The sequence below is a fragment of the Vibrio owensii CAIM 1854 = LMG 25443 genome, assembly GCF_000817815.1.
Taxonomy (GTDB): Bacteria; Pseudomonadota; Gammaproteobacteria; order Enterobacterales; family Vibrionaceae; genus Vibrio; species Vibrio owensii.
Map to the genome: position 1 here is coordinate 1 of NZ_JPRD01000082.1, position 15,574 is coordinate 15,574.

The following is a 15,574-nucleotide window of genomic DNA, read 5'->3' on the forward strand; positions in this document are numbered from 1 at the left end:
GAGACGAGAGACGAGAGACGATCTTATTTTATCTTTCTAGGGACAAATCCCGTCAATTCCTTTTAGAGCCAATTGTCTTCACTAACCTTCCAACGGTCACCTCTCGATTCCTTAAGCGGAGCACTCCCGAATCGGCCAAGCGCAGCGTTCTGTTCTTCCAATAAAAAAACCGCTGACGAATCAGCGGTTTTTATCATTCAGCATTCAAGAAAAATTATTTTTTCTTTTTAACTGCTTTTTTGTTTGGAAGGTCAGTGATTGAACCTTCAAATACTTCAGCAGCTAGACCCACAGACTCGTGTAGAGTTGGGTGAGCGTGGATAGTTAGTGCGATATCTTCAGCATCACAACCCATCTCGATAGCTAGGCCGATTTCACCAAGTAGTTCACCACCGTTAGTACCAACGATAGCACCACCGATTACGCGGTGAGTTTCTTTATCGAAGATTAGCTTGGTCATACCGTCTGCACAGTCAGACGCGATTGCACGACCTGATGCTGCCCATGGGAATGTTGCCATTTCGTAGTTGATGCCTTCGGCTTTCGCTTCTTTCTCTGTCTTACCAACCCATGCCACTTCTGGCTCAGTGTAAGCGATTGAAGGAATAACTTTAGGATCGAAGTAGTGCTTCTTACCAGAGATAACTTCTGCAGCAACGTGACCTTCATGCACACCTTTGTGAGCAAGCATTGGTTGGCCAACTACGTCGCCGATTGCGTGGATGTGAGGAACGTTAGTACGCATTTGCTTATCAACGTTGATAAAGCCGCGCTCGTCCACTTCAATACCTGCTTTTTCAGCATCGATAAGCGCACCGTTTGGCACACGACCGATAGCAACAAGAACCGCATCGTAACGCTCAGCTTCTGCTGGCGCTTTTTTGCCTTCCATTGAAACGTAGATACCGTCTTCTTTCGCTTCAACTGCAGTTACTTTCGTCTCAAGCATTAGCTTGAACTTGTCTTTAATACGCTTAGTGAAGACTTTAACGATGTCTTTATCCGCTGCAGGGATAACTTGGTCAAACATCTCTACTACGTCTACTTTAGAACCTAGTGAGTGGTAAACCGTACCCATTTCTAGACCGATGATACCACCACCCATGATAAGCAGTTTTTCTGGTACTTCTTTCAGTTCTAGCGCATCCGTTGAATCCCAAATACGTGGGTCTTCATGTGGGATGAATGGCAGTTTGATTGGGCGAGAACCCGCAGCAATGATAGCGTTGTCGAAGTTAACAGTTGTTGCTTCGCCTTCGCCTTCTACAAGGATAGAGTTAGGGCTTGTGAACTTACCGTAGCCGTTTACTACAGTAACGTTACGCATCTTAGCCATACCGCTAAGACCGCCAGTCAGTTGGTTTACAACTTTCTCTTTCCAGATACGGATTTTGCTGATGTCTGTTTGTGGTTCGCCAAACACAACACCGTGCTCAGCCATCGCTTTCGCTTCTTCGATAACTTTTGAAACGTGAAGAAGTGCTTTAGATGGAATACAACCAACGTTTAGACATACACCGCCAAGAGTGCTGTAACGTTCAACTAGTACTGTTTCTAGACCTAAGTCCGCACAACGGAATGCAGCTGAGTAACCAGCAGGACCAGAACCAAGTACAACAACTTGGGCTTTAATTTCTTTGCTCATTGTGACCTCTTGTAGTCATTATCCCTAACAGGCTGAGTAGATGTTCTTAAATTATTAGGCTTTCAAACGGTCAATATTTTACAGAGATGTTAACAGTGTGAAAGCAGCTTTAAGTTAGCCTGTGAGCTAGACAACAATTCATCTTTCAGATTCTGAACGATGTGAGAAATTGTCGTCTAAAAATAGTCTTTTATATAAAGAAGTAAGGTGACCCGAAAGCCACCTTAACTATTACTTTCTATATTACAGTACTAGGCGACGAATGTCTGATAGTGCACCGTTTAGGAAAGTAATGAAGCGTGCACCTTCTGCACCATCGATCACACGGTGGTCGTATGATAGAGACAGTGGAAGTTGTAGACGTGGTTCGAACTCTTTGCCGTTCCACACTGGCTTCATTTCAGATTTAGATACACCTAGGATACCAACTTCTGGCGCGTTTACGATTGGTGTAAACGCTGTACCGCCGATACCGCCAAGGCTAGAGATTGTGAAACAACCGCCTTGCATATCAGCAGCTGTTAGCTTGCCTGCACGTGCTTTCTTAGAAACTGCCATTAGTTCTTCAGATAGCTCGTAGATGCCTTTCTTGTTCACGTCTTTAAATACTGGAACAACAAGGCCGTTTGGCGTATCTACTGCAATACCTACGTTCACGTACTTCTTAAGAATGATGCTTTCGCCATCTTCAGAAAGTGAAGAGTTAAACGCTGGGAACGCTTCTAGTGCTTTCGCTACCGCTTTCATGATGAACACAAGAGGAGTGATCTTCATGCCAGTGTCTTTCTTCGCTTCGATTGCGTTCTGCTCTTTACGGAAGGCTTCTAGCTCAGTGATGTCAGCGTTATCCCACTGTGTAACGTGAGGAATCATCACCCAGTTACGGTGTAGGTTTGCACCAGAGATCTTCTTGATCTTAGACAGCTTCTGAACTTCAGTTTCGCCGAACTTGCTGAAGTCAACTTTTGGCCAAGGTAGTAGACCAAGTGCTGCACCGTCGCCTTTGCCAGATGCTGCTGCACCTGCGCCAGACTCAAGACGCTTAAGCGCATCTTTCACGTAGTTTTGAACGTCTTCTTTTAGAATACGGCTCTTACGACCAGAACCTTTAACCTTAGATAGGTTTACGCCAAACTCGCGAGCCAGACGACGAACAACTGGAGACGCATGTGCGTATTCGTTGTTTTCTTGGAAATCGTTCGATGCAGGTGCCGCTTCAGCTTTTGCTGCTGGAGCAGGAGCCGCCGCAGGTGCTGGAGCTGCTGCCGAAGGAGCCGCTGCTGCAACTGGAGCTGCAGGAGCTGAACCAGCCACTTCGAATACCATAATTAGAGAACCAGTCGTTACTTTGTCGCCTTCAGTAATCTTGATCTCTTTAACTGTACCTGCGAATGGTGCTGGCACTTCCATAGAAGCTTTGTCGCCTTCTACAGTAATTAGAGATTGCTCTTCTTCTACTGTATCGCCAACTTTAACCATGATCTCAGTAACTTCTACTTCGTCACCGCCGATATCTGGAACATTAACTTCTTTGTCCGCTGCCACCGCAGGAGCCGCCGCAGGTGCTGCTGGCGCTTCAACCGCTTCATGAGCTGGAGCAGCTGCGCCTGAGCCAGCTACCTCAAATACCATCACAAGAGAGCCAGTTGTTACTGAATCGCCTTCAGCAATCTTGATCTCTTTAACCGTACCTGCAAATGGTGCTGGTACTTCCATAGAAGCTTTGTCGCCTTCTACAGTTAGAAGTGATTGCTCTTCTTCTACTGCATCGCCAACTTTAACCATGAGCTCAGTAACTTCTACTTCGTCGCCACCGATATCAGGAACGTGAACTTCTTTTAGTTCTGCTGCCGCTGCTGCTGGAGCTGGAGCTGCTGCTGGAGCCGCTTCTGCCGCAGGAGCAGGTGCAGCGTCAGCTGCCCCCTCGGCTTCGAAAATCATGATAAGAGAACCAGTAGTTACTGAATCGCCTTCTGCAACTTTGATTTCTTTTACAATACCTGCTTGAGACGCTGGAACTTCCATAGAAGCTTTGTCGCCTTCAACAGTGATCAGAGACTGTTCTTCTTCAACCTTGTCGCCAACGCTTACAAGAATCTCAGTAACTTCAACCTCATCCGCACCGATGTCAGGTACATTAATTTCGATTGCCATTGCTTATTTACCTTCTAGTTAAGCGCTGTATTAAGCGTAAAGTGGGTTTGTTTTTTCAGTGTCGATGTTGAACTTAGCAATTGCTTCAGCAACAACAGACTTCTCAACATCACCGCGTTTCGCTAGTTCAGTTAGTGCTGCAACTACCACGTAGCCTGCATTAACTTCGAAGTGACGACGTAGGTTCTCACGGCTGTCTGAGCGACCGAAGCCGTCAGTGCCAAGAACTTTGTAAGACTCAGTTGGCATGAATGCACGTACTTGCTCAGCGTAGTTCTTCATGTAATCCGTCGCAGCGATTGCTGGTTCGTTACCAAGAACAGTAGTGATGTAAGGCACTTTCGCTTCAGCTTCTGGGTGAAGCATGTTGTAACGCTCTGCATTTTGACCATCACGAGTTAGCTCGTTGAATGAAGTTACAGAGAACACGTCAGATGCTACGCCGTACTCTTCGCTTAGGATAGTCGCTGCTTTACGTACTTCGTTCATGATAGTACCAGAGCTCATTAGCTGAACTTTACCCTTAGCACCTTCGTGAGACTCAAGCTTGTAGATACCTTTACGGATGCCTTCTTCAGCGCCTTCTGGCATTGCTGGCATTGCGTAGTTTTCATTCATTACTGTTAGGTAGTAGTAAATGTTTTCTTGCTCAGGACCGTACATACGACGGATACCATCTTGCATGATTACTGCTAGCTCGTAAGCGAATGTTGGGTCGTAAGAGATACAGTTCGGGATAGTGTTCGCTTGAATGTGCGAGTGACCATCTTCGTGCTGTAGACCTTCACCGTTCAGTGTTGTACGACCAGCTGTAGCACCTAGTAGGAAGCCACGAGCTTGTTGGTCACCTGCTAGCCATGCCATGTCACCAATACGTTGGAAACCGAACATTGAGTAGTAGATGTAGAACGGGATCATTGGCAGATCGTTTGTGCTGTAAGAAGTAGCAGCAGCAACCCAAGATGCCATTGAACCTAGTTCGTTGATACCTTCTTGAAGAACTTGGCCTGATGTTGCTTCTTTGTAGTAAGAAACGATGCCTTTATCTTCAGGTGTGTATTCTTGACCGTCTGGGTTGTAGATACCCACTTGACGGAATAGACCTTCCATACCGAACGTACGCGCTTCATCACAGATGATAGGAACGATGTTCTTACCGATGTTCTTGTCTTTAAGCAGGATGTTCAACGTACGTACGTAAGCCATAGTCGTTGAAATTTCACGCTTTTGAGCGCCAAGTAGAGGAGCAAACTCTTCTAGCTCTGGTACTTTGAACTCTTGTGTGAACTTAGGTAGACGCTGTGGCGTGTAACCTTTCAGTGCTTTACGACGAGCATGTAGGTATTCGTACTCAGCAGAACCTTCTTCCAGTTTTAGGTAAGGCAGTTCAGCTACTTTCTCATCAGAAAGAATGTCTTGTAGACCTAGACGATCACGTAGGTATTGTACGTGAGTCATGTCCATCTTCTTAACACCGTGAGCGATGTTCTTACCTTCAGCCGCTTCACCCATGCCGTAACCTTTAACAGTCTTAGCTAGGATTACCGTTGGCTTGCCGCTTGTTTCTTTTGCATTGTTAAATGCAGCAAACAGCTTAGAAGAATCGTGACCACCACGCTTCAATTCGAAGATTTGGTCATCAGTCATGTCTGCAACTAGTGCAGCTGTTTCTGGGTACTTACCAAAGAAGTGCTCACGTACGTATGCGCCATCTTTAGATTTGAATGTTTGGTAGTCGCCATCGATCGTTTCGTTCATAAGCTGTAGTAGCTTACCAGTCGTATCTTTAGCTAGTAGTGCATCCCAGTTGTTACCCCAGATAACTTTAACTACGTTCCAACCTGCACCTTTGAATAGACCTTCAAGCTCTTGAATGATCTTACCGTTACCCATTACAGGGCCATCTAGACGCTGTAGGTTACAGTTGATTAGGAAACATAGGTTGTCTAGCTTCTCACGCGCAGCGAAAGAAATTGCACCACGTGATTCTGGCTCATCCATCTCACCGTCGCCTAGGAAAGCGTATACACGTTGAGCAGAAGTATCTTTAAGGCCACGGCCGTTTAGGTACTTAAGGAAACGTGCTTGGTAAATAGCAGAGATAGGACCAAGACCCATAGATACTGTTGGGAACTGCCAGAACTCAGGCATCAGTTTAGGGTGTGGGTATGAAGGAACGCCTTTACCGTCTACTTCTTGACGGAAGTTGTCTAGCTGCTCTTCAGTTAGACGGCCTTCAACGAACGCACGAGAGTAGATACCTGGTGAGATGTGACCTTGGTAGTAAACTAGATCGCCACCATCCGTCTCGTTTGGAGCACGGAAGAAGTGGTTGAAACAAACTTCGTAGAACGCTGCAGCTGACTGGTAAGAAGCCATGTGACCACCTAGGTCTAGGTCTTTCTTAGAAGCACGCAATACGATCATGATTGCGTTCCAGCGAATAATCGAACGAATACGACGCTCAAGAGTTACGTCACCAGGGTAAGCTGGTTCTTGTGCAGCTGGAATAGTGTTGATGTAGTTTGTGTTGATGCCAGTTGGCATATCAACGCCGTCTAGACGTGCTTTTTCTAGAACGGTTTCTAGTAGAAACTGTGCACGTTCTACACCTTCTTCACGAACAACTGATTCAAGGGCTTGTAGCCAATCTTGAGTTTCCAGTGCATCTACGTCATGCTTCATGTCAGACATGGCGATCTATCCTTCTGTTGGTTGGATCTACTTATTTAAGTAAGCGGTTCTTGTATTAAGAATCGTTACCTTGCTGAATTCGACGCAGAGAACGCTCTCGTCGAGACTCTTCTCGAGTCAAATCCAACAATGTTTCTTCGATATAAGCTAAATGTGAGTGAGACATTTCACGCGCCTTTTCAGGCTGACCAGAAACAATCGCATCCACGATATTAGCTCTGTGTTTACTTACTTTATCGACCACTTCTTCGCGGCGATGTAAGAGCTTTAGATTCTGTAGAACATTTTGCTCAAGCAAAGGCGCAAGGCTACGAACAATATGAAGCAATACAACATTGTGCGCCGCTTCCGTTAAAGCAATAAGGAACTGCATTACTGCCGCTGCTTCCGCTTCAACGTTGTCGCTTTTTTGCTCTTCACTGATTTGATTCAGGCAAGCTTGAATACGTGCAAAATCTTCTTCGGTACCACGCAATGCTGCAAAGTACGCCGAAATTCCTTCCATCGCATGGCGCGATTCAAGTAGGTCTAACTGCGTTTCGGAGTGAGTCGACAACAAGTTCAACAAAGGATCTGAAAAGCTTTTCCAGATGTTTTCGCTAACGAATGTGCCACCGCCTTGACGGCGAGTAAGCAAACGCTTTGCTTCCAAGCGTTGAATGGCTTCACGGACAGATGGACGAGACACATCGAACTGCTTAGCGAGTTCGCGCTCTGGTGGCAACTGCTGCCCCGGAGACAATGTTCCTTCCACAATCAACCTTTCTAACTCTTGTTCAATAACATCAGAGAGTTTTGGCTGACGAATCCTTTGATAAGCCATAATTTATTGTTCTTCTACTCTTGCAGGTAATTGGTAATACCAATTTTAAGATGGTGCAGAAATTAACATAATTAAAACGCCACTGTCCAGCCAAAAATTGACCTAAATCATAGAATGGACTTACAACCAACACTCTGATAACAATCGACTATTAAAACGGCAATAAAATTGGTATGACCAATTACATAAACAAAACAGATGGGAGCTCTGCGTGCTAGTAAATTTGATCAACAAAAACAAAAAATGACAAAATTATCTGTACACTTTTGCACCAATCGCCAATTTAAGCGTTCAAAATGTAGTTAACTTTTAACAAGCGCTCATATTTCTTGTATCGAAAAAAGGCATACCTGAGTGTATGCCTTATTTATTTCTGTTTTTTGAATTTACACTTTCGCTACAAGTTAGCGTTTTATCTGGTGCCGGAACTTGACCCAGTCAAAGCTTAGACCAGGATCGGCTTTTCTCAAGGGAGCGATATACTGATGCCCCGTGATTCTCGGCAAGGTGATTTTTGGGTAGGAATGCATAACAGCTTGGGTCAATGCAGTAAGTGATTGATATTGCTCTTCTGTGTACGCAACAAACTCGGTACCTTCCAACTCAATACCAATTGAATAGTCATTACAGCGTTCTCGGCCAGCGAAGCTGGATTGTCCGGCATGCCATGCTCTGTCTAAGAAAGAAACAAACTGAACAATCTCGCCATCACGCTTAATTAAACAGTGTGCCGAAACGCCCATTTTGTGAATTACTTCAAAGAATGGGTGTGCATTGGGATCGAGGTTACCCGTGAAAAAGTCTTCTATATAAGAGCCACCAAATTGACCCGGTGGCAGACTGATGTTGTGAACCACCAGCAGAGAGATGTCATTTTTATCAGAACGAGCATCAAAAAATGGCGATGGGACGTGCTTAGCCTCCGTCAACCAACCATTCTCGATTTTTAGGCACATATCAACCTCTCTACTTTGCAAATTAACTGCTGAAATTATTGACACCGGAGAGTATCATTCGTTGCCATCTCCCTTTCAAGACAAGATTTGCGATGAAGAACACACACAACAGCCAAGAACGCCTAGAATACCTTAAGCAACAACTTCCATTAGAAATCACTCGCGCCGTAGCCGATACCCTAAAAGAAGATCTAGGTGGCACATTGGATGCAGACAAAGACATCACCGCATCGCTTATCCCAGCTGACGCTATTAACACGGCGACCATCATCACTCGTGAACACGGTGTGTTTTGTGGTCAAGCGTGGGCAGATGAAGTATTTAAACAGCTAGGTAGCAAAGTGACCATCGAGTGGCATGTAAAAGATGGCGACAAGGTTGAACCAAACCAAACACTTTGCACACTGACGGGTCCTGCTCGTGATTTGCTCACTGGCGAACGCAACGCAATGAACTTTATTCAAACCCTTTCAGGTTGTGCGACCATTACCGCTAAGTACGCAGAGAAAATTGCTCACACTGAATGTCGTCTATTGGATACACGTAAAACGATTCCAGGTCTACGTAGTGCGCTTAAATACGCAGTAGCCTGTGGCGGTGGCTTCAACCATCGTATCGGTGTGTTCGATGCTTACCTTATTAAAGAAAACCACATCATTGCTTGTGGTGGCATTACTCAAGCGATCACGACTGCAAAACAATTAAACCCAGGCAAACCAGTTGAGGTTGAGACGGAAAGCTTGGACGAGCTAAAAGAGGCGATCGAAGCGGGTGCCGACATCATCATGCTAGATAACTTCACGACAGATATGATGCGTGAAGCGGTCGCGATCAACGCAGGTCGTGCGGCGTTAGAAAACTCAGGTAACGTTACTCTAGAAACCATCGCTGAATATGCAGAAACTGGCGTCGATTACATCTCGGTAGGTGCTCTGACTAAGCATCTAAAAGCGATGGATCTTTCGATGCGCTTCAAGTAATTCCAGAGAACCAAGCGAGACTAACTCTCTTAATCTCATAGAGTTACGCTTTTCAAACCGCAATAAAGAGCCGCAAGGCTCTTTATTTTTATCCGCTTAAAAAATAACACCACTCGCAAAACCTTGCATGCAATATGCAACTACAGTGCAAAGATCTTTATCTCACTCGAGAGCCACTTCGTTTCCAGTTTCCACTTGTTTCTACTCTTTTTACTCTTCAGCCCCATGCATAAGCATTAACTAAATTTATCTTAAGGAAACAAGATGAAAACGAATAAACAGAAGAAGCAGCAAGGTTTTACGCTGATTGAATTGATGATTGTAGTGGCAGTGATTGGAGTGCTAGCAACAATTGCTCTCCCTCAGTACCAGAATTATGTGAAAAAATCCGAGGCTTCATCCGGGCTAGCTACGCTGCGCGCCTTAGTTACCAATATTGATAATTACCACGCTGAAAATGGTTCTTTTCCTACCAATGTTAATGATGTTGGCGGTGCTTCAGATATGAATAAGCTTGGAACAGTCTCATTGACAGCAGCTTCAGGAGCAACGGACTCTCAAGCTAAATTCACTTTCGGTTCAAATAGTACACTAGCAAGTACCGAAACAATCACCTTAACAAAAGACAGTACTAGTGGGCTTTGGACTTGCTCAGAAACAACGAGCGTCACAATTAAAAATTGCCCATAATGCTAACCAAACTCTCAACAGTTCTTCGCCAAGCAGGAATACTCACCTTTTCCCAAGAAGAACTGTTACTTGAGCAAGCAAAAGCTTCTGGTATATCAATGCCAGAAGCTTTACTCAATTCTGGCTTTTTCCAATCTCATGAATTAACGGAGCACCTTAGCTCTGTTTTCGGGCTTTCTTGCACTTCTCTCAATCAGTACGAGTACGCTTCGTTATGCCAAACGCTAGGCTTACGCGATCTGATCACTCGGCACAACGCTTTGCCGCTTAATCGCACCTCATCAACTTTGATTCTCGCGGTTGCTGACCCAACCAACCTTCAAGCTGAAGACGACTTTCGTTTTGCTACCGGCTTACAAGTAGAGCTAGTTCTGGCGGATTTTCGAGAGCTGACAGCTGCCATTCGGCGCTTATATGGCCGAGCACTTGGGCAGGAAAAGTCGGGGTTAAAAGAAATAAACCAAGATGAGCTCGCAAGCTTGGTTGAGATTGGAGATGATGAGATTGAGAACATTGAAGATCTCAGCCAAGACGAATCCCCCGTCAGTCGTTACATCAACCAAATCTTACTCGATGCCATTCGTAAAGGGGCTTCCGATATCCACTTCGAACCTTACGAAAACATGTATCGAGTCCGTTTGCGCTGCGACGGCATCTTGATTGAAATTCAACAGCCTCCTAGCCATTTAAGCCGTCGTCTCTCTGCCCGAATAAAGATCCTATCTAAGCTCGATATTGCTGAGCGCCGTTTGCCGCAGGATGGGCGCATCAAACTCAAATTAAACCAAGACATCGCGGTGGATATGCGTGTCTCCACACTGCCAACTCTGTTTGGAGAAAAGATCGTACTGCGTTTGCTAGACAGCAGTTCTGCTGCATTAGATATCAATAAACTTGGTTATAGCGACCAGCAGAAACAGCTTTATTTGGATGCTCTGCGTCGGCCACAAGGTATGATTTTGATGACGGGTCCAACAGGCAGTGGCAAAACCGTTTCTCTTTACACAGGACTAAGCGTTCTTAACAAACCAGAGATCAACATCTCGACTGCGGAAGACCCAGTGGAGATTAACCTGCCCGGCATTAACCAAGTTCAAGTTCAGCCGAAGATCGGTTTTGGCTTTGCCGAAGCCTTGCGCTCTTTCTTACGCCAAGATCCTGATGTAGTCATGGTAGGTGAGATCCGAGACCTCGATACGGCAGAAATCGCGATCAAAGCATCGCAAACTGGTCACTTGGTTCTTTCCACTTTACATACCAACTCGGCCGCTGAAACCGTAATCCGCTTATCCAACATGGGTGTGGAAAGCTTTAACCTCGCTTCTTCACTCAGTTTGATTATCGCCCAGCGGTTAGCACGCAAACTGTGCCCACACTGCAGACAGCCGCAAGAACCAAATGCCCAACTGCAGCATATTGGGATCATCAACACAGAGCATGTCTTTAAAGCCAATCCAGATGGTTGTAACGAGTGTACCCACGGTTATTCAGGTCGAACGGGCATCTATGAAGTGATGAAGTTTGATGAATCCCTATCTGAGGCGCTCATAAAAGGAGCTTCAGTACACGAATTAGAAAAGCTCGCTATCGCCAAAGGGATGCAAACCCTACAAATGTCTGGCATAGAAAAACTCAAACAAGGCGTCACTAGCTTCAGTGAATTACAACGCGTTCTCTACTTTTAACTTTTTCAGAAATTTTAGGCAGTCACTCCGCTTATGAAAACCATCACTCCTCAACTTAAGAACTACAGTTGGAAAGGCATCAATAGCTCGGGCAAAAAGACTTCAGGTAATGTCCTCGCCATGACGGAAGTCGAGGTAAGAGAACGCCTCGACGCGCAGCACATAAAAATCAAGAAACTGAAAAAAGGCAGTATTTCTTTTGTCACCAAACTGAGCCACAGAGTCAAAGGTAAAGACATCACGGTGTTTACCCGCCAAATTGCTACCATGCTAATGACAGGCGTACCAATCGTTCAAGCACTTAAATTGGTTTCAGAGAATCATAAAAAAGCGGAAATGAAATCGATTTTAATGAGTGTCACAAGGGCTGTTGAAGCCGGAACGCCAATGTCGAAAGCCATGCGCACCGCTAGCACGCATTTTGATCCGCTTTATACCGATTTAATCGCAACGGGTGAGCAGTCTGGTAACTTATCCCAAGTCTTCGAGCGTTTGGCAACCTACAGAGAAAAAAGCGAACAGTTGCGCGCTAAAGTGATCAAAGCGCTTATTTATCCGGCCATGGTTGTCTTAGTTGCCTTAGGGGTTTCCTACCTAATGCTGACTCGAGTCATTCCTGAGTTTGAAAAGATGTTTGTCGGCTTTGGTGCAGATTTACCTGCTTTTACTCAGATGGTATTAGACCTCTCTGCTTGGACTCAGAACTGGGGCCCTTTCATTGGACTCGGTTTCTTGAGTCTCTTGATCGGCTCAAAAGTCATATCGAACCGCTCTGATTCTTTCAAGCTATTGCTCGCTCGATCCAGTATAAAGATTCCCATCTTAGGTCCTGTTTTATCCAAAGCCGCCATTGCCAAGTTTAGCCGTACGCTTGCCACCAGTTTTAGTGCCGGTATTCCTATCCTAACCGCCTTGAAAACCACCTCAAAGACCTCGGGTAACATGCACTATCAATTGGCAATAGAAGAGGTATACCGAGATACGGCTGCGGGTATGCCAATGTATATTGCTATGCGCAACTGCAATGTCTTCCCCGAGCTAGTATTGCAAATGGTCATGATTGGCGAAGAATCTGGCCGTTTGGATGACATGCTCAACAAGATTGCAGCAATTTACGAGTTTGAAGTCGATAATACCGTCGATAACCTAAGTAAGATTTTAGAGCCACTGATCATCGTTTTTCTCGGTGTCGTTGTTGGCGGTTTGGTCACAGCAATGTACCTGCCAATCTTTAACTTGATGAGCGTATTGGGATAGAATGATCCTTTAGCAAATTAATTCCTTCAAAACAGCATCTTGCTTGCTTGTTTGATTCATCGCTCAAGAGACAGATATGGAAGTATTCCAGTACTACCCATGGCTATTCGTTGTATTTGCCACGGTTTTCGGTTTGATCGTGGGTAGTTTCCTCAACGTTGTAATTTATCGATTACCCAAAATAATGGAATTAGAATGGCGACGCGAATGCGCGGAATCATTCCCTGAATACAAAATAGAACCACCAAAAGAGAAGCTGACATTAAGCGTACCACGCTCATCTTGTCAGCAATGTGGTACGCAAATTCGCATGCGTGACAATATCCCAGTGATTAGTTGGCTTCTTCTGCGCGGTAAATGCCACAACTGCCAATCTCCTATCAGTGCACGCTACCCTCTTATCGAACTGCTTACTGCCTTTTGTTCGGGTTTTATCGCTTTTCACTTCGGTTTTAGCTACTTCACTGTCGCGTTGGTTTTCTTTACCTTTGTATTGATTGCCGCCACGTTTATCGATCTCGATACCATGTTGTTACCAGACCAGCTTACATTGCCATTAATGTGGGCAGGTATTGCGCTCGCGCTCTCTGGCATCAGCCCTGTGAACCTACAAGACTCCATCATTGGTGCAATGGCAGGTTATCTGTGTCTTTGGAGTGTTTACTGGTTGTTTAAGATCCTTACAGGCAAAGAAGGCATGGGCTATGGCGACTTTAAACTCCTTGCCGCATTAGGTGCTTGGTTGGGTTGGCAATCGCTACCGATGATCATTCTGCTTTCATCAGTAGTGGGCGTCATCTTTGGTCTTATCCAACTGCGCTTGCAAAAACAAGGTATCGAGAAAGCCTTTCCTTTCGGCCCTTACCTTGCAATTGCGGGATGGGTGAGCCTAATTTGGGGCCATCAAATTCTCAACTGGTACTTTACGTCGATTCTAGGAGTGTAAATGGCTTTTGTTATTGGCTTAACCGGCGGTATTGCGAGTGGCAAAACCACGGTGGCAAACCTATTCAAACAACAGTTCAAAATCGACATTGTCGATGCTGATATCGTAGCTCGCGAAGTTGTAGAACCGGGAACTCCCGGACTTAATGCTATCGTTGAACACTTTGGTGCGGATATTGTTCACGATGATCAGACACTTGATAGAGCCAAATTAAGAGAAAAGATCTTCTCCAATCCAGAAGAGAAAGCATGGCTTAATGGTTTATTGCATCCGATGATTCGTGAAAAGATGATCGAAGATTTGGAGCAAGTCACATCGGACTATGCCCTATTGGTTGTACCTTTATTGGTAGAGAACAAGCTTGATAGCTTATGTGATCGAGTTCTTGTCGTCGATGTTGACCCACAAACCCAGATCTCCAGAACTGTAAAACGCGATAACGTAAGCGAAGAGCAGGCAAATGCGATCTTGGCGTCCCAGGCTTCTCGTGAGCAACGGCTTGCTCTGGCGGATGATGTGGTGAAGAATAATCCAGATGACCCAGATCTTTTGCTTCAAATCACAGATTTACACGAAAAGTACCTAGCCATGTGTAAGAAAAATCTGCGAAAATAGGAATGAAACTCACCAAGGCTAATGTCGATGACCACGCACAAATTTGAACATCCGTTAAATGAAAAAACTCGCATCTATTTAAGAGTTGAGTCTTTGCTGCGTCAGGCTCATCTAGCCTCAAGTTTTGCTGATAACCATCAATATCAGCTGTTCTTTCGTGCCCTTTTCGATATGGTCGAGATCTTCGAGCAAATCCAGCTAAAAAGCGAACTCGCTAAAGATCTTGAAAAGCAGCGTTTAGCTTATCGTAACTGGCTCAATGTTGACGGCGTAGATCAACAAGCACTGAATGAGCTTCTAAAAGAGATCGATGTCGTACACAGCCAATTGATGGCAGCTGAGCGCTTCGGCCAAGCATTGAAAGAAGACCGCTTCTTAAGTTCAATTCGCCAGCGTTTCAATCTACCTGGTGGTTCATGTTGTTTCGACCTACCCGCTTTGCATTATTGGCTTCATTTACCGATTGAGCGTAAAAAGCACGATGCTAACCAATGGCAAGTCAGCTTAAAGCCGCTTTCTGATGCGTTAGCGCTATGGTTAAAACTTACTCGCGAAACGGGTCACTTCAAAGCACAAATCGCCCGCGCAGGCTTTTTCCAAAGTGATGCTGATGAAGCCAATATTTTACGTTTGCACATCCCAATGGAATACGGTGTCTACCCGATGATTTCAGGTCATAAGAACCGTTTCGCCATCAAGTTTATGGCTTTCGAAAGTGGTCAAGCTTGCACGCAAGATGTCGAGTTTGAACTTGCTGTTTGTAGCTAAGCTCAACAAGCACTACTATTGCCTTAATACCTTTGAACACCGAATAAATAGGACGAATGACGATGTCTAAAATTACAGTCGTTCCATGCCCACAATGTGGCGCAGACGTTGAGTGGGGCGAACAAAGCCCTCACCGCCCTTTCTGCAGTAAACAATGCCAAATGATTGATTTTGGTGAATGGGCAGATGAAGAAAACGCCATCGCCGGTGCACCGGATATGTCGGATAGCGATGGTTGGTCTGAAGACCAGTACTAAAGAATTGAGAAGCTAGAGTCGAGAAACAAGGACGCTAAGCTTTGAGAATAATAAAGGGGTTGATGTGAGAGCATCGACCCTTTTTGTTTTTCGGGATTCGGGAT

13 protein-coding genes are annotated in these 15,574 nt (G+C 45.2%); 8 read left to right on the top strand and 5 right to left on the bottom strand.

What is annotated here, in order from left to right; genetic code table 11:
• Nucleotides 1–214 precede the first annotated feature (214 nt).
• The 5 genes from lpdA to ampD all read right to left on the bottom strand — a co-directional run bounded on the left by lpdA (nucleotide 215) and on the right by ampD (nucleotide 8,272).
• On the bottom strand, nucleotides 215–1,645 hold the full coding sequence (gene lpdA / locus H735_RS28785; protein WP_020198084.1) for a dihydrolipoyl dehydrogenase: 1,431 nt from the start codon (nucleotides 1,643–1,645) through the stop codon (nucleotides 215–217).
• A gap of 243 nt (nucleotides 1,646–1,888) precedes the next feature.
• Nucleotides 1,889–3,799 (bottom strand): pyruvate dehydrogenase complex dihydrolipoyllysine-residue acetyltransferase, encoded by a 1,911-nt coding sequence (aceF, locus tag H735_RS28790; protein ID WP_020198083.1) that lies wholly within the window; start codon nucleotides 3,797–3,799, stop codon nucleotides 1,889–1,891.
• A gap of 30 nt (nucleotides 3,800–3,829) precedes the next feature.
• Nucleotides 3,830–6,493: a pyruvate dehydrogenase (acetyl-transferring), homodimeric type gene (gene aceE, locus H735_RS28795; RefSeq protein WP_020198082.1), complete on the bottom strand. Its 2,664-nt coding sequence runs from the start codon at nucleotides 6,491–6,493 to the stop codon at nucleotides 3,830–3,832.
• A gap of 55 nt (nucleotides 6,494–6,548) precedes the next feature.
• A complete protein-coding gene (gene pdhR, locus H735_RS28800; RefSeq protein WP_005438026.1) occupies nucleotides 6,549–7,316 on the bottom strand; it encodes a pyruvate dehydrogenase complex transcriptional repressor PdhR in 768 nt (255 codons plus the stop codon).
• 404 nt (nucleotides 7,317–7,720) lie between these two features.
• Complete coding sequence (gene ampD, locus H735_RS28805) at nucleotides 7,721–8,272, bottom strand: 1,6-anhydro-N-acetylmuramyl-L-alanine amidase AmpD (RefSeq protein WP_005438027.1); 552 nt, start codon at nucleotides 8,270–8,272, stop codon at nucleotides 7,721–7,723.
• Nucleotides 8,273–8,364: 92 nt separating this feature from the next.
• Between ampD and nadC the strand changes: the two genes are divergently transcribed.
• The 8 genes from nadC (at nucleotide 8,365) to yacG (ending at nucleotide 15,470) form a co-directional block, all read left to right on the top strand.
• Complete coding sequence (gene nadC, locus H735_RS28810; protein ID WP_009707566.1) at nucleotides 8,365–9,252, top strand: carboxylating nicotinate-nucleotide diphosphorylase; 888 nt, start codon at nucleotides 8,365–8,367, stop codon at nucleotides 9,250–9,252.
• 264 nt (nucleotides 9,253–9,516) lie between these two features.
• Nucleotides 9,517–9,942 carry a pilin gene (locus H735_RS28815; RefSeq protein ID WP_020198081.1) on the top strand — a complete coding sequence of 142 codons (426 nt, stop codon included), beginning with the start codon at nucleotides 9,517–9,519 and terminating at the stop codon, nucleotides 9,940–9,942.
• Entirely contained in the window at nucleotides 9,942–11,627 is a 1,686-nt protein-coding gene (gene pilB / locus H735_RS28820; protein WP_020198080.1) for a type IV-A pilus assembly ATPase PilB, read from the top strand. The genes H735_RS28815 and pilB overlap by 1 nt, the downstream gene beginning before the upstream one ends.
• Nucleotides 11,628–11,660: 33 nt before the next feature.
• Entirely contained in the window at nucleotides 11,661–12,884 is a 1,224-nt protein-coding gene (locus H735_RS28825; protein WP_020198079.1) for a type II secretion system F family protein, read from the top strand.
• Nucleotides 12,885–12,960: 76 nt separating this feature from the next.
• Nucleotides 12,961–13,830, top strand: a complete 870-nt coding sequence (locus tag H735_RS28830) for a prepilin peptidase (RefSeq protein ID WP_020198078.1) — start codon at nucleotides 12,961–12,963, stop codon at nucleotides 13,828–13,830.
• Nucleotides 13,831–14,445, top strand: coding sequence for a dephospho-CoA kinase (gene coaE, locus H735_RS28835; protein WP_009707571.1), 615 nt, complete (start codon nucleotides 13,831–13,833; stop codon nucleotides 14,443–14,445).
• 27 nt (nucleotides 14,446–14,472) lie between these two features.
• A complete protein-coding gene (zapD, locus tag H735_RS28840; protein WP_009707572.1) occupies nucleotides 14,473–15,213 on the top strand; it encodes a cell division protein ZapD in 741 nt (246 codons plus the stop codon).
• 62 nt (nucleotides 15,214–15,275) lie between these two features.
• The gene (gene yacG, locus H735_RS28845) at nucleotides 15,276–15,470 is read left to right on the top strand and encodes a DNA gyrase inhibitor YacG (RefSeq protein ID WP_009707573.1); all 195 of its coding nucleotides are present in this window, start codon (nucleotides 15,276–15,278) and stop codon (nucleotides 15,468–15,470) included.
• Nucleotides 15,471–15,574 lie beyond the last annotated feature (104 nt).

What these genes read in the sequence shown, in the direction of transcription:
- lpdA (WP_020198084.1), bottom strand. Translation starts at nt 1,645, where the DNA reads ATGAGCAAAGAAATTAAAGCCCAAGTTGTTGTACTTGGTTCTGGTCCT.
- aceF (WP_020198083.1), bottom strand. Translation starts at nt 3,799, where the DNA reads ATGGCAATCGAAATTAATGTACCTGACATCGGTGCGGATGAGGTTGAA.
- aceE (WP_020198082.1), bottom strand. Translation starts at nt 6,493, where the DNA reads ATGTCTGACATGAAGCATGACGTAGATGCACTGGAAACTCAAGATTGG.
- pdhR (WP_005438026.1), bottom strand. Translation starts at nt 7,316, where the DNA reads ATGGCTTATCAAAGGATTCGTCAGCCAAAACTCTCTGATGTTATTGAA.
- ampD (WP_005438027.1), bottom strand. Translation starts at nt 8,272, where the DNA reads ATGTGCCTAAAAATCGAGAATGGTTGGTTGACGGAGGCTAAGCACGTC.
- nadC (WP_009707566.1), top strand. Translation starts at nt 8,365, where the DNA reads ATGAAGAACACACACAACAGCCAAGAACGCCTAGAATACCTTAAGCAA.
- H735_RS28815 (WP_020198081.1), top strand. Translation starts at nt 9,517, where the DNA reads ATGAAAACGAATAAACAGAAGAAGCAGCAAGGTTTTACGCTGATTGAA.
- pilB (WP_020198080.1), top strand. Translation starts at nt 9,942, where the DNA reads ATGCTAACCAAACTCTCAACAGTTCTTCGCCAAGCAGGAATACTCACC.
- H735_RS28825 (WP_020198079.1), top strand. Translation starts at nt 11,661, where the DNA reads ATGAAAACCATCACTCCTCAACTTAAGAACTACAGTTGGAAAGGCATC.
- H735_RS28830 (WP_020198078.1), top strand. Translation starts at nt 12,961, where the DNA reads ATGGAAGTATTCCAGTACTACCCATGGCTATTCGTTGTATTTGCCACG.
- coaE (WP_009707571.1), top strand. Translation starts at nt 13,831, where the DNA reads ATGGCTTTTGTTATTGGCTTAACCGGCGGTATTGCGAGTGGCAAAACC.
- zapD (WP_009707572.1), top strand. Translation starts at nt 14,473, where the DNA reads ATGACCACGCACAAATTTGAACATCCGTTAAATGAAAAAACTCGCATC.
- yacG (WP_009707573.1), top strand. Translation starts at nt 15,276, where the DNA reads ATGTCTAAAATTACAGTCGTTCCATGCCCACAATGTGGCGCAGACGTT.